General features: G+C 41.9%; 14 protein-coding genes, 2 rRNA genes and 1 riboswitch (1 of these 17 running past the window's edge). Of the genes, 3 read left to right on the forward strand and 13 right to left on the reverse strand.

Going from position 1 to position 15,915, the window contains the following annotated elements; all coding sequences use genetic code 11:
• Nucleotides 1–217 precede the first annotated feature (217 nt).
• Entirely contained in the window at nucleotides 218–541 is a 324-nt protein-coding gene (locus ACT3S9_RS11765; RefSeq protein WP_441835211.1) for a BON domain-containing protein, read from the forward strand.
• Between the two features lie 184 nt (nucleotides 542–725).
• Here the strand turns inward: ACT3S9_RS11765 and ACT3S9_RS11770 are convergent, their stop codons facing one another.
• The 5 genes from ACT3S9_RS11770 to yaaA all read right to left on the reverse strand — a co-directional run bounded on the left by ACT3S9_RS11770 (nucleotide 726) and on the right by yaaA (nucleotide 5,721).
• Entirely contained in the window at nucleotides 726–2,726 is a 2,001-nt protein-coding gene (locus ACT3S9_RS11770) for an alpha-amylase (protein WP_441835210.1), read from the reverse strand.
• A 206-nt stretch (nucleotides 2,727–2,932) separates the two neighbouring features.
• Complete coding sequence (locus ACT3S9_RS11775; protein ID WP_192542595.1) at nucleotides 2,933–3,127, reverse strand: DUF1289 domain-containing protein; 195 nt, start codon at nucleotides 3,125–3,127, stop codon at nucleotides 2,933–2,935.
• A gap of 101 nt (nucleotides 3,128–3,228) precedes the next feature.
• Complete coding sequence (locus tag ACT3S9_RS11780) at nucleotides 3,229–3,708, reverse strand: DUF2059 domain-containing protein (protein ID WP_192542594.1); 480 nt, start codon at nucleotides 3,706–3,708, stop codon at nucleotides 3,229–3,231.
• Between the two features lie 209 nt (nucleotides 3,709–3,917).
• A complete protein-coding gene (locus ACT3S9_RS11785) occupies nucleotides 3,918–4,832 on the reverse strand; it encodes a mechanosensitive ion channel family protein (RefSeq protein ID WP_192542593.1) in 915 nt (304 codons plus the stop codon).
• A 109-nt stretch (nucleotides 4,833–4,941) separates the two neighbouring features.
• Nucleotides 4,942–5,721, reverse strand: coding sequence for a peroxide stress protein YaaA (gene yaaA, locus ACT3S9_RS11790; protein WP_441835209.1), 780 nt, complete (start codon nucleotides 5,719–5,721; stop codon nucleotides 4,942–4,944).
• 251 nt (nucleotides 5,722–5,972) lie between these two features.
• On the opposite strand from yaaA, the gene tal reads away from it, so the two are divergent.
• Together tal and ACT3S9_RS11800 are read left to right on the forward strand one after the other, a co-directional pair.
• The gene (gene tal / locus ACT3S9_RS11795) at nucleotides 5,973–6,923 is read left to right on the forward strand and encodes a transaldolase (protein ID WP_064666355.1); all 951 of its coding nucleotides are present in this window, start codon (nucleotides 5,973–5,975) and stop codon (nucleotides 6,921–6,923) included.
• A gap of 196 nt (nucleotides 6,924–7,119) precedes the next feature.
• Nucleotides 7,120–7,308, forward strand: a complete 189-nt coding sequence (locus ACT3S9_RS11800; RefSeq protein WP_441835208.1) for a DUF3545 family protein — start codon at nucleotides 7,120–7,122, stop codon at nucleotides 7,306–7,308.
• A 98-nt stretch (nucleotides 7,309–7,406) separates the two neighbouring features.
• Here ACT3S9_RS11800 and ung read toward each other — a convergent pair whose 3' ends face one another.
• The 8 genes from ung to ACT3S9_RS11840 form a co-directional block, all read right to left on the reverse strand.
• Nucleotides 7,407–8,069, reverse strand: a complete 663-nt coding sequence (gene ung, locus ACT3S9_RS11805; protein WP_441835207.1) for a uracil-DNA glycosylase — start codon at nucleotides 8,067–8,069, stop codon at nucleotides 7,407–7,409.
• Entirely contained in the window at nucleotides 8,062–8,916 is an 855-nt protein-coding gene (locus ACT3S9_RS11810) for a cobalamin-binding protein (protein ID WP_441835206.1), read from the reverse strand. Before ACT3S9_RS11810 ends, ung begins: the two co-directional genes overlap by 8 nt.
• Nucleotides 8,916–9,515 (reverse strand): cob(I)yrinic acid a,c-diamide adenosyltransferase, encoded by a 600-nt coding sequence (gene cobO, locus ACT3S9_RS11815; protein ID WP_441835205.1) that lies wholly within the window; start codon nucleotides 9,513–9,515, stop codon nucleotides 8,916–8,918. The genes ACT3S9_RS11810 and cobO overlap by 1 nt, the downstream gene beginning before the upstream one ends.
• Nucleotides 9,508–11,001, reverse strand: a complete 1,494-nt coding sequence (locus ACT3S9_RS11820) for a cobyric acid synthase (protein ID WP_441835204.1) — start codon at nucleotides 10,999–11,001, stop codon at nucleotides 9,508–9,510. The genes cobO and ACT3S9_RS11820 overlap by 8 nt, the downstream gene beginning before the upstream one ends.
• A gap of 80 nt (nucleotides 11,002–11,081) precedes the next feature.
• Nucleotides 11,082–12,101: a FecCD family ABC transporter permease gene (locus ACT3S9_RS11825; protein ID WP_441835203.1), complete on the reverse strand. Its 1,020-nt coding sequence runs from the start codon at nucleotides 12,099–12,101 to the stop codon at nucleotides 11,082–11,084.
• Nucleotides 12,085–12,906, reverse strand: coding sequence for an ABC transporter ATP-binding protein (locus ACT3S9_RS11830; protein WP_441835202.1), 822 nt, complete (start codon nucleotides 12,904–12,906; stop codon nucleotides 12,085–12,087). Before ACT3S9_RS11830 ends, ACT3S9_RS11825 begins: the two co-directional genes overlap by 17 nt.
• An 81-nt stretch (nucleotides 12,907–12,987) precedes the next feature.
• A riboswitch (cobalamin riboswitch) is annotated at nucleotides 12,988–13,126 on the reverse strand.
• 329 nt (nucleotides 13,127–13,455) lie between these two features.
• Nucleotides 13,456–13,570 (reverse strand): 5S ribosomal RNA (gene rrf, locus ACT3S9_RS11835).
• A 142-nt stretch (nucleotides 13,571–13,712) separates the two neighbouring features.
• Nucleotides 13,713–15,915, reverse strand: a 23S ribosomal RNA gene (locus tag ACT3S9_RS11840); it runs 684 nt beyond the window's last position.

A 15,915-nucleotide genomic window follows, 5' to 3' on the forward strand; every position in this document is an offset into this window, starting at 1 on the left:
CTTCACAACAGCCCCAATCTTAGTAATCGACTGTGACTCCGAAGCAGCAGATTACATAGCACCTTACTTTTTTACCCAGTGGAATGTAAAAAATTCTCAGCTGCATGTTTTTATAAAATTAATAACTTTTAATTTCAATAAGTTGTTATTGGAACAGTTTTTGAGAGAGTAGGATTACTATTTACTAAGCAAATACAATAAACGTTGTGAGGGAAACATGAACCGCTTTAAATTAACCATATCTTTGGTATCACTTTGCTGTGTATTTTTACTCGCCTGTGCAACACAAGTCAGTGCAACCACCAGCACAATTATGATCAGTAGCGTTTCCCCTCAACCAACGCTACAGCAAACACTTGTTAATAAACTGCGCAGCAATCCAAACCTCAACTTATCACAACTGCAAGTCCACGTTGATGGCAACAAAGTAGCCTTATACGGCCAAGCAGAAACCGGCTTTGAACGCGCGTTGGCACAAAAATTTTTAGAAAATACTCAAGGTGTGGCAATTATTGAAAATAAAATGCAGATAAGGGATTAGGAAATTAGGTTAGAGGCGCTAGGCTAAAGATTGTAGAATTAAAGCACTAAAGCAACTGATTTACTAATAGTTCAACTAAGGTGTATTAAAACACAAAAAAGCTAATCTCCAGAACATGACTTACAAAGTAAAATCCCAGCTAAACGCATACTTATGGTTTAGCTGGGGTGTTCCTGTAATAAAATTAGAAGTTGCGTATTTCTACAGTTGAATTACTAAACTCGAACTTATTAATTTTGCCGCATTGAGCAACATGATTAGTGCTAACATAAGGGGTGTTTGCTTGCGCTATATCGCCCTCCCAGCCCTGACCATTTTTAATAAACGCTTTGACCTCAAACCAGCCATTAACCGCTTTGCTGCAATCCATATCAACATCGAGCAGCCAATAATGCTCTCCCCAAATATTTAGCGGTGTAACACCAAAGCCATCGTTAGCAACGGTTTTTTCTGCTCCCCAAGCTGCGGGCCAAATATTAGTGGTCCAATCGGTTGCCGTGCCTTGCGCTTCACTACTTTGGCCACTTTCAACACCGTACCAATCTAGGTAGTTGTCGTTCGCTTTCCAAGGACTGGTAGTGGCATTTTTTAAATTATTGTGGCGAATTGGCATCGCACATTCAAAATTACTTGTTTGGCAGTTACGCCCAAGGTTTGTGTTTGCATAAACATGGTCAATCCCGCCGCGGATAAACATATCTTGGCCACTTTGCGTTTGTGCGCTAATGAATACCACAGTGCGCTGCCAATCACTCTCAGGATTGGGGGGGGTTATTTTGGCATTTTTATGAATAGCCATTGCATCCCACGCTGCTACATTTAAGTTAATAGTGCCATTTGCATTAACCGTTATAACTTCACCAGTACAACTTGTTGCATCATTCGCTAATTCTCCCTTTAACACATTGCAGTACTGCCCTGGAGCCATATCTGTTTGTACTGTAGCATTAAGTGTTGAATCTTCTTTATTAATTGCAACATGGCCTGAACTTCCTCTACCAAACGCAATTTGGTTATGTGTATTATCCCACCAATTGGTTGTTGCCCAGTTATCTGTCGTGTTATTTCTAAAATCTACGCCACCGGCAATGTATGACCAACGATGTTCACATTTCCAATTACTTGCAAAGCATTCTAAGTTCCCATTGTTATGCACTGGCACGCTAGGGCCACCGGCATCTGTATCACCATGAAAGTCATAACTAGACATTACTTTTGGATAACCATACGGGTAAGCCAACATAAATACATTTGCTAAGTCGTACAAACGGCCATCGGCAAAGGTAATTACATTGCCAGCGCCACCATGACCACGTTGATTATCGTGATTATCTACAAATACCACAGCTGATGCACTTGGCATAAATCCCCAGCCTTCACCAAAATTACTTAACCATGCAAGCGAGCCATTTCTAAAGGTATTGCCAAGCTCTGTGCTGTATTTAAACTCAGTGACTAAACCAGTGGCTAAGTATTCTGAAGCTGTTACTGCTTCGCCACCTTGATCTATCACTTCTTGAAACACTACTGGCGAACCATTTATTTTCGCCATTAAACTTTGAATATCGCTGGCAGCAACGTGTTTAGCTGCATCAAACCGAAATCCCTTAACACCAATGGCTTGTAATTCATTAATGTAAGCCGCTAATGTGTTTTGAACATACGTTGCAGCTGTGTCTAAGTCGGCCAAGCCGACTAGCTCACAGTTTTGTACTCGGTAACGATCGTTTCCATAATCAGAGTCATTAATAGTGCAACTAGCATGAAAGTCTTGTGGGCTATAAATTGAGTATTGTTTATTACCATAGGTATTACCAGCGGTGCCTGTTCCACTGCCTGCCGCCATATGATTGATCAAGGTATCTACATAAATATCAACGCCAGCGGCATCACAACGATTAACCATATCAATAAACTGCTCACGGCTACCGCCTCGGCTTTGTAACAGGTAACTGACAGGTTGATAACGCGTCCACCATTGACTGCCAATGATATGCTCATTGGGTGGTGAGACCTGAACCGCGGCATAGCCTTTAGGTCCTAGGTATTGTTCACATTCTAGGGCGACATCTTGCCAATTCCATTCAAATAAATGGACGAATGTGGTGGGTGCTGCATTTGCAATCGATGCAGTACTTAGGCCAACGCTTAGCCCTATCGTGGTTGCTATTTTTTTAATTTTCATTGTGTTTTCCTTATGTTGTCATTTAGGTGCCTTTACATTTACAAGCGATTAACAATAGAATAGTTCTAACAGAATAAAAATTGAATACGTATGCAATCAAAATACAATTGATTACGTTATGAGAGTAAGTGGTGCTGCTTAAATCGTGCTAATTAGATTGAAGTTTGGAATCGCTTTTTCAGACTCAAAGATGTTCTACGCAGTGGTTATTTTTGCTTAGCGCTTTTGCGAATTTGGCATTCATTAAGGATCTGCTGTTTTTGCTCTAAAGTAGCACTATGCCACGCTAAAATGTCAGCGAGTGTTCTAAAGCAACCAAGACATATATCATTATTATCTAAACAGCAGTGGCGAATACATGGATTTTCGGGCTGTTCAGTACCCTGTGTTTGACTAGCCATTACTAAAGCCTGCTTTATTATCACTTACTAGACACTAGCGTGTGTTTGAAGCTGTGTCTAATAAGTGCTTAAAAAGCAGCCGCAATCACGACGGTAGTTTCTTACTTACCTTGATGCTTTGCTAAGAAAGGTTGTAGCCTTTCAAGCAGTAGAGCTTGTTTTAACTGACCTTCTTGCATACCAAGTTGTGCACCGATCTGCATTAGTTGCGGTGATTTAGCGAGAAATTTTTGCCCTGTAGGTGTTTCATAAAATGCGATTAACTCATTAATTTCTTTATCAGTAAAACTTTCTGAGTACACTGCAACCAATTTAGTTAAAATTGCTTGTTGGTCAAAGTCGTATTTAAACCAATCTCGATAAATATTTTTCAGCTCCTCTTTCGCCGCATCATCCAATTGTAACTGTGATGCCATTTGCTCAATGACTGGCAACATGGCTTCAAAACCGCCAGTCATCTGCTTATCCATGCCCATTACTGCAAACATTCTTTCAACTGAGCTTATTTGCTGCTCTTTTGCATAACTGGTGTTGGTTAATATTAATAATGATAGCGTGCACGTTGCGATGAGCTTTTTCATCGTAATTTCCTTATAGATTAATAAACGAGAATTTAGCAATCTTACCCTATTAGTGCTAACTGTCTTTAAAAAGTTGCAGTTAATTATCCATAAAGTTATTAAAGCCTTCATGATTATCTAACACCGTTATGTAAATCAGACCTATCAGCAGGTAACTTTTACCTGCTGATAGTTCACCACAGTTCAGGTTAGTTATTAAATAAAGCAGTCTATTGCTCTGTCTGCTGTTGTTTATCACTGATCATCGCATCGAGTTTTTCACCGCCTTTAATAGCAAAGTCAAGCGTGCGAATTGGGAATGGAATGCTAATATCAGCGTCATTAAGCGCCTGCTTAACGGCCACGATTGCTTTATGGCGGACCGTCATATAATCCGCCTCACCGGGGTATTTGATCCAAAACCACACCAGCAAATTGACACTGCTGTCGCCAAAACTGTCGGCATAAACGGCCGTTTCCTCTTGTTTAATGACAAAATCAAATTCATTAATTTTTTTAACGATCACTTCGGCTGCCTGCTCTGGATCATCTGCGTATGAAATTCCTACTGGCACTTCAATACGGCGCACACCTAAGGTGCTGTAATTACGTAATACATTGCGAAACAGTATTTTGTTAGGCACTAAAATTAATTGTCCATAGAAGTTCTCAACCAGCGTATTACGCAAATTTATTGACTTAACAGTACCAAATACATCATCGGTTTTAATCACATCGCCGGTTTTAAAAGGCTTGCGAATACCCATGGCAATACCTGCTATAAGGTTTTCGGTCATATCCTGAAAGGCAAAACCAATCGCTAGCCCCACAATACCGGCACCTGCAAGCAGTGAGGTTACTGTGCCTTTTAGCCCCATAAAATCGAGTGCGATAAATAAACCCACACACAGTATCAGCACCTTAAATATTGAGGCCATTAAATCAGCGATTTGTTTGGAATCCAAAGAGCGGCGCAATAAATTACGCATCATCGAACCTAAAAAACGCGCTAGGATGGAAAATACAATGGCAATCATCACTGCCACAATGAAGTTAGGGATATGGCTTATGACAACATCAAACCAACCACCGAGTTTTTCTTCTATTAATTTTTCAGCTTCACTGATAGAAGGTATTTTTAACATTATTAAACCCTGATTGTTCTACATATAGGATCAGGTTCGTGCAAAATCAGCGCCAAAACTAAAAAGCCATGCAATGCATGGCTTTTTAAGCGTTTAATGCTGGTAGAAATTAGTTTTGCTCATCACGCAAAAATACCGGCTCAAGCTCTTTTTGGCTTGCTTCACTGCTATAGTAGTAACCATCAACAGTAAACTTTTTTAAATCGCTTAATTGGGTAACTTTATTCTCAATAATGTAGCGAGCCATCAAGCCGCGGGCTTTTTTCGCGTAAAAGCTGATAATTTTATATTGACCATTTTTGCAGTCTTTAAAGTGCGGAGTAATGATTTGCGCGTTTAAGGTTTTTTTATCAACCGCTTTAAAATATTCGTTTGACGCTAGGTTAACTAAATATTTGCTATCTTGCTCTGCAAGTACAGTATTAAGTTTGTCTGCAATAATACTGCCCCAAAACTCATACAGGTTTTTACCACGACTATTATCGAGCTTTGTGCCCATTTCTAAGCGATACGCTTGCATTAAATCTAGTGGTTTTAATAACCCATACAAACCTGACAAAATACGTAAGTGGCTTTGTGCATAATCAAGTTGCCCAGCAGTTAAGCTGTTGGCATCTAAACCGCCATATACATCGCCATTAAAGGCCATCACAGCTTGTTTAGCGTTATCTGTTGTAAACGGCTGCGACCATTCACTAAAGCGCGCAGCATTAAGGCCTGCGAGCTTATCGCTAATTTTCATTAAACTGCTAATTTGTGCTGGTGTTAACTCGCGACATACAACCATTAACTCTTCGCTGTGTTCAAGTAACTCAGGTTGCGTGAATTTATCGGTACTTGCTTGGCTCTCGTAATCTAAATTTTTTGCAGGTGAAATAACAGTGATCATAGTTAGCTATTGACTTGGAAATTATTTAATGTCAATTTCAACATTAAATGGAACGAAAAGCACGTTTTGTTTATATCAATCTGCCAGCATTGATTGGTATGATACCTACCTTATTCGCATCGCAGATTAAGCAATGCACCTTCGTTCTTTACTGATACGGACATAAGACCTATAAAGCACTGTCACAGTGCTGCAGTATAAGGTAGTTACAGTAGATTTTTCTTTTAACTTGCTTGGAATGAGGAAAGCAAATGACTTCAGCTCTACAAAGGCTCAAACAACATTCATCTATCGTGGCTGACACTGGTGATATTGAAGCGATTAAAAAACACCAACCGGAAGATGCAACAACTAACCCTTCATTGCTCTTAAAAGCCAGCGAAATTGAAGCCTACAAGCCATATTTAGATAAAGCGTGGAGTTACGCTAAAGAAACCGAGCAAGACCCTGCTAAGCAATTAGAATTGGCCTGTGATTACTTTGCGGTATTACTAGGTAAAGAGATAAGCGAGATTGTACCTGGCTATATTTCTACCGAAGTTGATGCACGTTTATCGTTTGATACACAAGCAACAATCAATAAAGCCCATACCTTGTTAAGCCTGTACGAGAAAGAAGGCGTAAGCAAAGATAAAATCTTAATCAAGGTTGCTTCAACATGGGAAGGTATTAAAGCTGCTGAGCAACTAGAAAAAGAAGGCACTAAATGTAACTTAACCTTGCTATTTAGTGATGCCCAAGCCCGTGCTTGTGCCGATGCTAACGTATTTTTAATCTCACCATTTGTTGGCCGTATTTTAGATTGGCACGTAGCCAACGGTATGGAAAAACCAACCGATCCATTACAAGATCCTGGTGTGCAATCTGTACGCAGTATTTTTGAATTTTACAAACGCCATGATTATAAAACCGTGGTTATGGGCGCAAGCTTCCGAAATACCGGTGAAATCATTGCCTTAACTGGTTGTGACAAGCTAACGATCAGCCCTAACCTTTTAGAAGACTTAGGCAACCTTGAAGGTGCGCAAGAATACTTACTTGAAAGTGATATTGCTAAAGAGCCAAAACCAGCTCCTTTAACTGAAGCACAGTTCCGCTGGTTACATAACCAAGATGCGATGGCTACTGAAAAATTAGCCGAAGGTATCCGCTCATTTGCAGATGCACAAGAGCAACTAGAAGCACGCTTTAAAGCAATGTAACTGCTTTTTCAAGTTACATTGTTAAAATAGAAAACGTCGCAATTGCGGCGTTTTTTTATGTTTAAAAAAACAGTAAAGCTAATCCCTATTCACTAATTTATCATTTATCTGTAACATTAATGTCACTTTTTTATTCTATTTTAGCTTTGCCTGTGATATAGGTATTTTTGAGGTTCAAAATTCAATAGGAGAAGTTATGGATAGCCTAGACGATATTTTAGAGATATTAGAAGGTCCTAGTACAACAAGAAAAACCTCTCAGAAAAATAAAAAAAGAAAGTGGCGCGAAATAGAAGCTTTGAAAGACAAGCATCGTTTGCGCAAAGAACTACAGGAGCTCGACTACTTTACAGATAGTATTGCAGTTGATGAGTTAGATTTTTAACTAATCATGCAATACACCCTAACCAACTAAAAGGCCCTTTAATATTATTAAAGGGCCTTTTTAATACTAATTGCATGCACATGCATGAGTTGTTTGCATTAAACCTGCCAATCAATCGCGCTTTTTCCCTGCTCTATTAATAACTGATTAGTTTTTGAAAAGTGCTGACAGCCAAAAAAGCCACGATGAGCTGATAGCGGTGAGGGGTGTGGACCATTTAAAACAAGGTGACGTGAACTATCAATACTTTTACCTTTTTTTTGCGCATGTGCGCCCCATAAGATAAACACCACACCTTCACAATGCTGATTTATATGCGCAATTACCTCACTGGTAAACTGCTCCCAACCAAGGTGTTTGTGTGAATGTGCTTGGCCCTGTTCAACGGTTAGTACCGTGTTTAGTAAAAACACCCCTTGCTCTGCCCAGCGTTGTAAGTAACCATGCTCAGGGATGCTAAAGCCCGCAATATCAGTTGCCAGCTCTTTATAAATATTTTTAAGTGAAGGTGGTAATTTAGTTACTTCAGGTAATACTGAGAAACACAAGCCATGCGCTTGCCCTTCACCATGGTATGGGTCTTGTCCAAGTATGACCACTTTAATGTCACTCAGTGGTGTTGCATCAAATGCGCTAAACACTTGTGATGCTGGCGGGTATACAACAGCCCCTTCACTGCGTTTTTGCGCAACGATGTCAAGAGTCTCTTGCATGTAGGGTTTTGCACACTCAGTTTTTAAAAAGCTTTGCCAATTACTCATATAGCCTCCTTGAAACGGCGCGAGAGTCATCTATTTTAGTACACATATCATCCAGCCCTTCGAGCACACGTGTTGTAAAGCGGTGTAATACATCAGCATTAACACTAATAAACTGATTATGTTGTATAGCAGGCACTTCAGGCCATTGTGACCAATCAATCACGGCTTGCTGCTTTTGTGATTTTTCATCTGGTAAGATAATTACCTCAGGCTTTGCGACAACAACATTTTCAATGCTGATCTGCGGATAATCTGTGCGGCTATTTGCAAACACATTACGGCCTTGGCAAATGTCGATCAATTGATTGATCCAAGTATTTTTGCCAACCGTCATCATCGGCTCTGGCCATAGCTGATAAAATATCGCCACCTTACTTTTATCTTTATATTTGGCTTTAATTACAGCAATGTTATTTTCAAATTTAGTTGCGGCCTGCTCAGCTGATTGCTCGCGCCCGGTGAGTGCACCTAAGCGGCGCAGTTCATACGGGACTTTATCAACCTCACTGGCATCACTATATGAAACTTCAATACCAAAACTTTTAATACGCGCTAAATCTTCCGCTTTGCTACCCGTTTTCCATGCCAGAACCAGGTCCGGTTTAAGCGCTAATAGCTTTTCTAGTTGAATACCTTGATGACCGCCAATACGAGGGATATTATTAGCTGCTGCTGGAAAGTCTGAATATTCTACAGTACCTACGATTTGCTCACCGGCCCCTATTTCAAAAAGATTCTCAACAATATGTGGTGCCAGGGCGATGATTCTTAACTGCTGCTTGCTTGAAGCCAAAGCAAGGTTAATGCTTTGTATGGCGACGAACAGAATAAGGACAAGCCTAACCATTAGTAATCAAAGCCTATTTGTGCTTTGACACCGGCATCAAATGCGTGTTTAACATTACGCACTTCACTGACGGTATCAGCTAAATCAGTTAATTTACGGTGCGCGCCACGCCCTGTAATGATTAAAGACTGCATTGGCGGACGGTTAGCGATAACCTCCAGCGCTTCATCTAAATCAATGTAGCCGTAAGTGATCATATAAGTGATTTCATCAAGTAACACTAAGTTAATTGATTCATCGGCCAACATTCGTTTAGCTTCTTGCCAGGTAGTTTGCGCTGCAACCGTGTCTGATTCTTTATTTTGCGTCTCCCAAGTAAAACCAGTATTCATAATAGCAAACTCAACGCCTGCGCCTTGTAGCACATTACGCTCACCACACGGCCAAGTCCCCTTAATAAACTGACACACAGCGGCTTTCATGCCGTGGCCTACACAGCGTGTTACCGTGCCAAAACCTGAGGTTGATTTACCTTTACCATTGCCGGTAATAACCTGAAAAACACCTTTTTCTGTTTGTGCGGCAGCAATACGCTCATCAACTTTGCTTTTTACTTTTTGTTGGCGTTGTTGGTGCTTGTCGTTACTTATGTCACTCATGATCAACTCCCTCCCAGTTTTGATAAATTTGCGTTATTTTGTCTAAATCTAAATGCTCTTTGCACATATTCGCTAAGCGCGTTAATTGCTGTTCGCGATGTGTGTCTATGTCTATTAACTGAGTTATACCACTATTTGGCAATACCCAATCAAGTATTAATTGAGTGGCGCTACTGTTATCAAACAGGCCGTGTAAGTAAGTGCCTGCTATATTATTATCATCAGATATAAAGCCATCATGTGCTACATTATGCGGATGCTCAGTAAACTTTAAAAAAGGCTGTTCAAGTGCAGGACCTTGGCTGCTGCCCGCATGTATCTCATAGCCTTTAACACTTGCCTTTTTAGTGTTTAAGTAAATAACACCCGAGGCTTGAGTCAATACTTTTTGCACACCTAGTTGTGTTTTAAGCTGTGCAAGTGCTAAACCTTTAGCGTGTTTTTGGCTAGATTCAACACCTGTTAAATCAAAAATATCCGTACCTAACATTTGTAAACCACCGCAAATCCCCAATACTTTGCCACCATAACGAAGGTGGCGTTTTATTTGGCTCTCCCACCCTTCATTTTTTAAAAAAGCCAAATCACTAATGACATTTTTACTGCCTGGAATAATAATTAAATCAACATCTGGGATTACTTGGGTATGACGAATATAGTTAATATCAATATAAGGGTTTAATCGCAGGGCATCAAAATCTGTATGGTTGCTAATATGTGGCAAAAGTAACACCGCTATTTTTACTTTCCCTTGGTTCACTTGATTATCAACCACGAGAGCATCTTCAGCATCGAGTGCTAAATCATGTAAATACGGTAATACGCCAAGTACAGGTTTACCAGTATATTCCTCTAACCAATCAAGGCCGCTTTGTAGCAAACTTAAATCGCCTCGAAAACGGTTGATCACAAAACCTTGCACCCGGGCTTGCTCTGACTCGCTTAAAAGTGCCAATGTGCCAATTAAATGCGCAAAAACACCGCCTTTATCAATATCAGCTATAATGATTACAGGACAATCAACTGCTTCAGCGTAACCCATATTGGCGATATCACCTGCGCGTAGGTTTATCTCAGCAGGGCTGCCCGCGCCTTCAACTACTAATAGCTCAAACTCTTCACTTAAACGTTGTTGTGAGACAAGCACCGCATTCATCGCTACTTGTTTATAGTTATGATAAGCGTCTGCTTCCATGTTACTAATCGCTTTACCATGAATAATCACTTGTGCACCAGTATCGCTATTCGGCTTGAGTAAAACAGGGTTAAAATCAATCCTCGGCGCGACTTTAGCGGCTATTGCTTGTAGTGCCTGCGCTCGACTAATCTCACCGCCATCTTCTGTTACAGCACTATTGAGCGCCATATTTTGCGGTTTAAACGGCGCTACTTTAATACCTTGATCTACAAATACCCGACAAAGCGCTGCAACTAAGGTACTTTTACCCGCATCAGATGTCGTGCCTTGGATCATAATCGTTTTCATAGTCATCTTATTTTAGAATATCAGCGTAACTCAACTAATAGTATTGCTATAATTAAGGCTAAGCTTTGAAAGTTGTATCATTAACACCTTCGTTTTTTAAAACACAGTAAAGATAGAAAGAATACACTACCTATCGCCGAGGTGATCACACCAATAGGTAACTCTTGGTTATTCATGATACTGCGTGAGAGCACATCAACCCAAACCATAAAAGTACCGCCAACAAAGGCCGTCATAGCAAGCCCAGTTACCGTACCTTGAGAGACAAAAAAGCGTACAATATGGGGGATCATCAAACCAACAAAACCAATACCACCACATAAAGCCACTAATACAGCGGTGATCAACGAGCTTAAAATCAACATTAATAATCTAAACCGCTGAACTGGAATGCCGAGTGTTGCCGCACTTTCATCGCCAAGTAACATAGCATTAAGTTGACGCCTAAAGCCCATCATCAAAGCAGTGCAACTGAGTATTACCAAAGCAGGTAGCCACAATGAGTGCCACTGCGCACGAGAAAAACTGCCAAGACTCCAAAATAAAATAGCAGTGATCGCTTGCGGATCGCTAAAATAAAGCAATAAGCTGGTAAATGCGCTGAACAAAAATGATAGCGCGACGCCCGCCAGCAACATAGTTTCAACTTGCCCTGAGCCTTTACGCCCAGCAATAACAACTAATAAAACCATTGCTAGCATACTGCCAACAAATGCAGCTAGTGACATTGAAAAACCTGCACTAATGCCAGTTAACGTTATAAAACACACCACACCAAATGAGGCACCTGAAGAAATACCAAATAAATACGGATCGGCAAGTGGGTTACGTGTCACTGTTTGCAGGATAAGCCCTGCAATTGCTAAACCAGATCCCGCTAAGAATGCTAATAATGTGCGAGGCATACGTAGCTGCCAAATAATTCGCTCAATAAAAGGTTCGCTTCCTTGCCCAAACCACTGACCGAACCATTGCCCAACAACACTGTTATAAACATCAATAAACTTACTAGGCGCGGCACCAAAATTTAAAGCAGCAAAAATACTCAATACACTTAACGTTATGGTTAAAATAAGACTGAACTTATTTTTTAGCTGCATCACGCTCTCCAATTTGATAACCGTAAAAGTAAGTTATATGTGGAATGGTCTTATCACGGCTTTGCGGATGAGTTGATACTTTTGCGCATACACCAAAAACCTCACTAAGCATTTTCTCAGTAATAACCTCTTGAGGTTTGCCTGCTGCAACTATTTCTCCTTGATTTATAACAAGGAGTTCGTCACAAAGACTAGCGGCTAAATTTAAATCGTGGAATGAAGCAAGTACGGTAACATTTAAAGACTTTGCCAGCTCCATTAACTGTATTTGATATTTCACGTCAAGATGGCTGGTCGGCTCATCCATGATCAGAAGTTGTGGCCTTTGCACTATCGCACGGGCTATCAGCGCACGTTGTTTTTCCCCACCTGAAAGCGAATCAAATACTTGATTACTATGCTCAGTTAAATCAACTTGTGCAATTGCTTGCTGAATAAGTTTTTTATCATCATTTGTTGTGCCACTAAAAAGGCGTTTGTGTGGCGTTAGGCCAAGGCTTACCACATCAAAAAGAGAAAGGTTAAATTGTGAAGGCGTTTCTTGTAAAACAACAGCAACCTGCTTAGCATAATCATCTGAATTAAGTTGCCAAATATCATGCCCTGAAAGTCGTACATCGCCTTTACTGGGCTTACAATAGCGATAAATACAGCGAAGTAAACTTGATTTTCCAGCCCCATTTGGTCCCAGTAAACCAATAAACTTACCGTGATCTACTGATAAGTTTATACTTTTAAGAACTTCTGTATCAGCAACAGCCCACGATAGCTCATTCACTGTTATTAGCGGTGTGTTTATCTGCAATGTATGTCTCTGCTCGAAGCGTAAAACCCATACAGTAAACACCAGTACAAAGACTTGCGTATAAAGTGAGTTTACCCGCTCATTGATGAAATAAAGGTGTTTAGTATCTGACTTACAGTATGAACTGTTTACAGTTGCGGGAACAGCTAAGGATTTTCACCTCATTCCTAAACACTCGTCTATTATGAGCAGGTTAGTAAATATTTCAATTAATATTTAAAGTAGAATTTATGAGGTTCTTTTTTGAAGGGGGAATATGAGGCACTGAAGTATTCTTGGTGTTCTTTTCACTTTCCCGTGGACGTAAAAAGCCCGACGCTTTCGAATTGGGCTTTCTTTAATTTGAAGCCGGGTAATGCGTAGTGCCGACACCGGTAGAGAGTCGCATAACAAATACGACACTGTCTTTGCAAGGGCTCGCCCAGAGCGGCTGTGTTTCACTACTGAGTTCGCTACGGGGTCCTGGATTGGGGTATTGGCTTGGTGTTTTTACTTTACTCCAGACGTAAAAAAGCCCGACTCAATGAGCCGGGCTTTCTACAATTTGAAGCCTGGTAATGTCCTACTTTCGCATAACAAATGCTACACTATCATCGGCGCTGTTTCGTTTCACTACTGAGTTCGGCATGGAGTCAGGTGGGTCCAAAACGCTATTGTCACCAAGCAAATTTGGGCGTTAATTCGTATCACTACAAACTAACTGAATTTGGAAATTCTGATAATATTTTTTAAGTCTTTCTGCGTAATATCTACTTTAGTCATATTAACTTCTGTCAAACTGTCACACAAAACGCGTTTGGCGTTGTATGGTTAAGCCTCACGGGTAATTAGTACAAGTTAGCTTAACATGTCACCATGCTTCCACATCTTGCCTATCAACGTTGTAGTCTTCAACGGCCCTTCAGAGACTTTAAAAGTCTAGTGAGAAATCATCTCGAGGCCTGCTTCGCGCTTAGATGCTTTCAGCGCTTATCAGTTCCGAACGTAGCTACCGGGCAATGCCATTGGCATGACAACCCGAACACCAGCGGTTCGTTCACTCCGGTCCTCTCGTACTAGGAGCAACCCCTCTCAATTCTCAAACGCCCACGGCAGATAGGGACCGAACTGTCTCACGACGTTCTAAACCCAGCTCGCGTACCACTTTAAATGGCGAACAGCCATACCCTTGGGACCGACTTCAGCCCCAGGATGTGATGAGCCGACATCGAGGTGCCAAACACCGCCGTCGATATGAACTCTTGGGCGGTATCAGCCTGTTATCCCCGGAGTACCTTTTATCCGTTGAGCGATGGCCCTTCCATTCAGAACCACCGGATCACTATGACCTACTTTCGTACCTGCTCGACGTGTCTGTCTCGCAGTTAAGCTGGCTTCTACCATTACACTAACCGTACGATGTCCGACCGTACTTAGCCAACCTTCGTGCTCCTCCGTTACTCTTTAGGAGGAGACCGCCCCAGTCAAACTACCCACCAGACACTGTCCGTAATCCCGATTCAGGGACCGACGTTAGAACATCAAAACTACAAGGGTGGTATTTCAAGGACGACTCCAACAAAACTAGCGTCTCATCTTCTAAGTCTCCCACCTATCCTACACATGTAGGTTCAATGTTCAGTGCCAAGCTGTAGTAAAGGTTCACGGGGTCTTTCCGTCTAGCCGCGGGTACACAGCATCTTCACTGCGATTTCAATTTCACTGAGTCTCGGGTGGAGACAGCGTGGCCATGGTTACACCATTCGTGCAGGTCGGAACTTACCCGACAAGGAATTTCGCTACCTTAGGACCGTTATAGTTACGGCCGCCGTTTACCGGGGCTTCGATCAAGAGCTTCTCCCTAAGGATAACCCCATCAATTAACCTTCCGGCACCGGGCAGGTGTCACACCGTATACGTCATCTTGCGATTTTGCACAGTGCTGTGTTTTTAATAAACAGTCCCAGCCACCTGGTCACTGCGGCTCCAATTAGCTCAGGGAGTAAATCCCGTCACCCATCGGAGCGTACCTTCTCCCGAAGTTACGGTACGATTTTGCCTAGTTCCTTCACCCGAGTTCTCTCAAGCGCCTTAGTATTCTCTACCTGACCACCTGTGTCGGTTTGGGGTACGATTCGGTATAATCTGAAGCTTAGAGGCTTTTCCTGGAAGTATGGCATCAACAACTTCACCACCTTAGTGGCTCGTCTCGTGTCTCAGTCTAACAGTAACCCGGATTTACCTAAGTCACTAACCTACTCACTTTCACATGGACAACCATCGCCATGCTTGCTTAGCCTGCTCCGTCCCCCCATCGCAATTATACCAAGTACGGAAATATTAATCCGTTTCCCATCGACTACGCCTTTCGGCCTCGCCTTAGGAGTCGACTTACCCTACCCTGATTAACATGGGATAGGAACCCTTGGTCTTCCGGCGTGCGGGTTTTTCACCCGCATTATCGTTACTCATGTCAGCATTCGCACTTCTGATACGTCCAGCATGCCTCCCGGCACACCTTCAACCGCTTACAGAACGCTCCCCTACCACTCATCCTAAGATGAATCCGCAGCTTCGGTGCATAGTTTAGCCCCGTTACATCTTCCGCGCAGACCGACTCGACCAGTGAGCTATTACGCTTTCTTTAAAGGATGGCTGCTTCTAAGCCAACCTCCTGGCTGTCTGTGCCTTTCCACATCGTTTCCCACTTAACTATGACTTTGGGACCTTAGCTGGCGGTCTGGGTTGTTTCCCTCTTCACGACGGACGTTAGCACCCGCCGTGTGTCTCCCGGATAGTACTTTACGGTATTCGGAGTTTGCAAAGGGTTGGTAAGTCGGGATGACCCCCTAGCCTTAACAGTGCTCTACCCCCGTAAGTATTCGTCCGAGGCTCTACCTAAATAGATTTCGGGGAGAACCAGCTATCTCCCGGTTTGATTAGCCTTTCACTCCTAACCACAGGTCATCCCCTAACTTTTCAACGTTAGTGGGTTCGGTCCTCCAATTGATGTTACTCAATCTTCAACCT

Source organism: Pseudoalteromonas sp. AOP31-A2-14 (genome assembly GCF_052378035.1).
Taxonomy (GTDB): domain Bacteria; phylum Pseudomonadota; class Gammaproteobacteria; order Enterobacterales; family Alteromonadaceae; genus Pseudoalteromonas.

Excerpts from the sequence above, each read along its gene's own strand:
- ACT3S9_RS11765 (WP_441835211.1), top strand. The coding sequence starts at position 218 with ATGAACCGCTTTAAATTAACCATATCTTTGGTATCACTTTGCTGTGTA.
- ACT3S9_RS11770 (WP_441835210.1), bottom strand. The coding sequence starts at position 2,726 with ATGAAAATTAAAAAAATAGCAACCACGATAGGGCTAAGCGTTGGCCTA.
- ACT3S9_RS11775 (WP_192542595.1), bottom strand. The coding sequence starts at position 3,127 with ATGGCTAGTCAAACACAGGGTACTGAACAGCCCGAAAATCCATGTATT.
- ACT3S9_RS11780 (WP_192542594.1), bottom strand. The coding sequence starts at position 3,708 with ATGAAAAAGCTCATCGCAACGTGCACGCTATCATTATTAATATTAACC.
- ACT3S9_RS11785 (WP_192542593.1), bottom strand. The coding sequence starts at position 4,832 with ATGTTAAAAATACCTTCTATCAGTGAAGCTGAAAAATTAATAGAAGAA.
- yaaA (WP_441835209.1), bottom strand. The coding sequence starts at position 5,721 with ATGATCACTGTTATTTCACCTGCAAAAAATTTAGATTACGAGAGCCAA.
- tal (WP_064666355.1), top strand. The coding sequence starts at position 5,973 with ATGACTTCAGCTCTACAAAGGCTCAAACAACATTCATCTATCGTGGCT.
- ACT3S9_RS11800 (WP_441835208.1), top strand. The coding sequence starts at position 7,120 with ATGGATAGCCTAGACGATATTTTAGAGATATTAGAAGGTCCTAGTACA.
- ung (WP_441835207.1), bottom strand. The coding sequence starts at position 8,069 with ATGAGTAATTGGCAAAGCTTTTTAAAAACTGAGTGTGCAAAACCCTAC.
- ACT3S9_RS11810 (WP_441835206.1), bottom strand. The coding sequence starts at position 8,916 with ATGGTTAGGCTTGTCCTTATTCTGTTCGTCGCCATACAAAGCATTAAC.
- cobO (WP_441835205.1), bottom strand. The coding sequence starts at position 9,515 with ATGAGTGACATAAGTAACGACAAGCACCAACAACGCCAACAAAAAGTA.
- ACT3S9_RS11820 (WP_441835204.1), bottom strand. The coding sequence starts at position 11,001 with ATGAAAACGATTATGATCCAAGGCACGACATCTGATGCGGGTAAAAGT.
- ACT3S9_RS11825 (WP_441835203.1), bottom strand. The coding sequence starts at position 12,101 with ATGCAGCTAAAAAATAAGTTCAGTCTTATTTTAACCATAACGTTAAGT.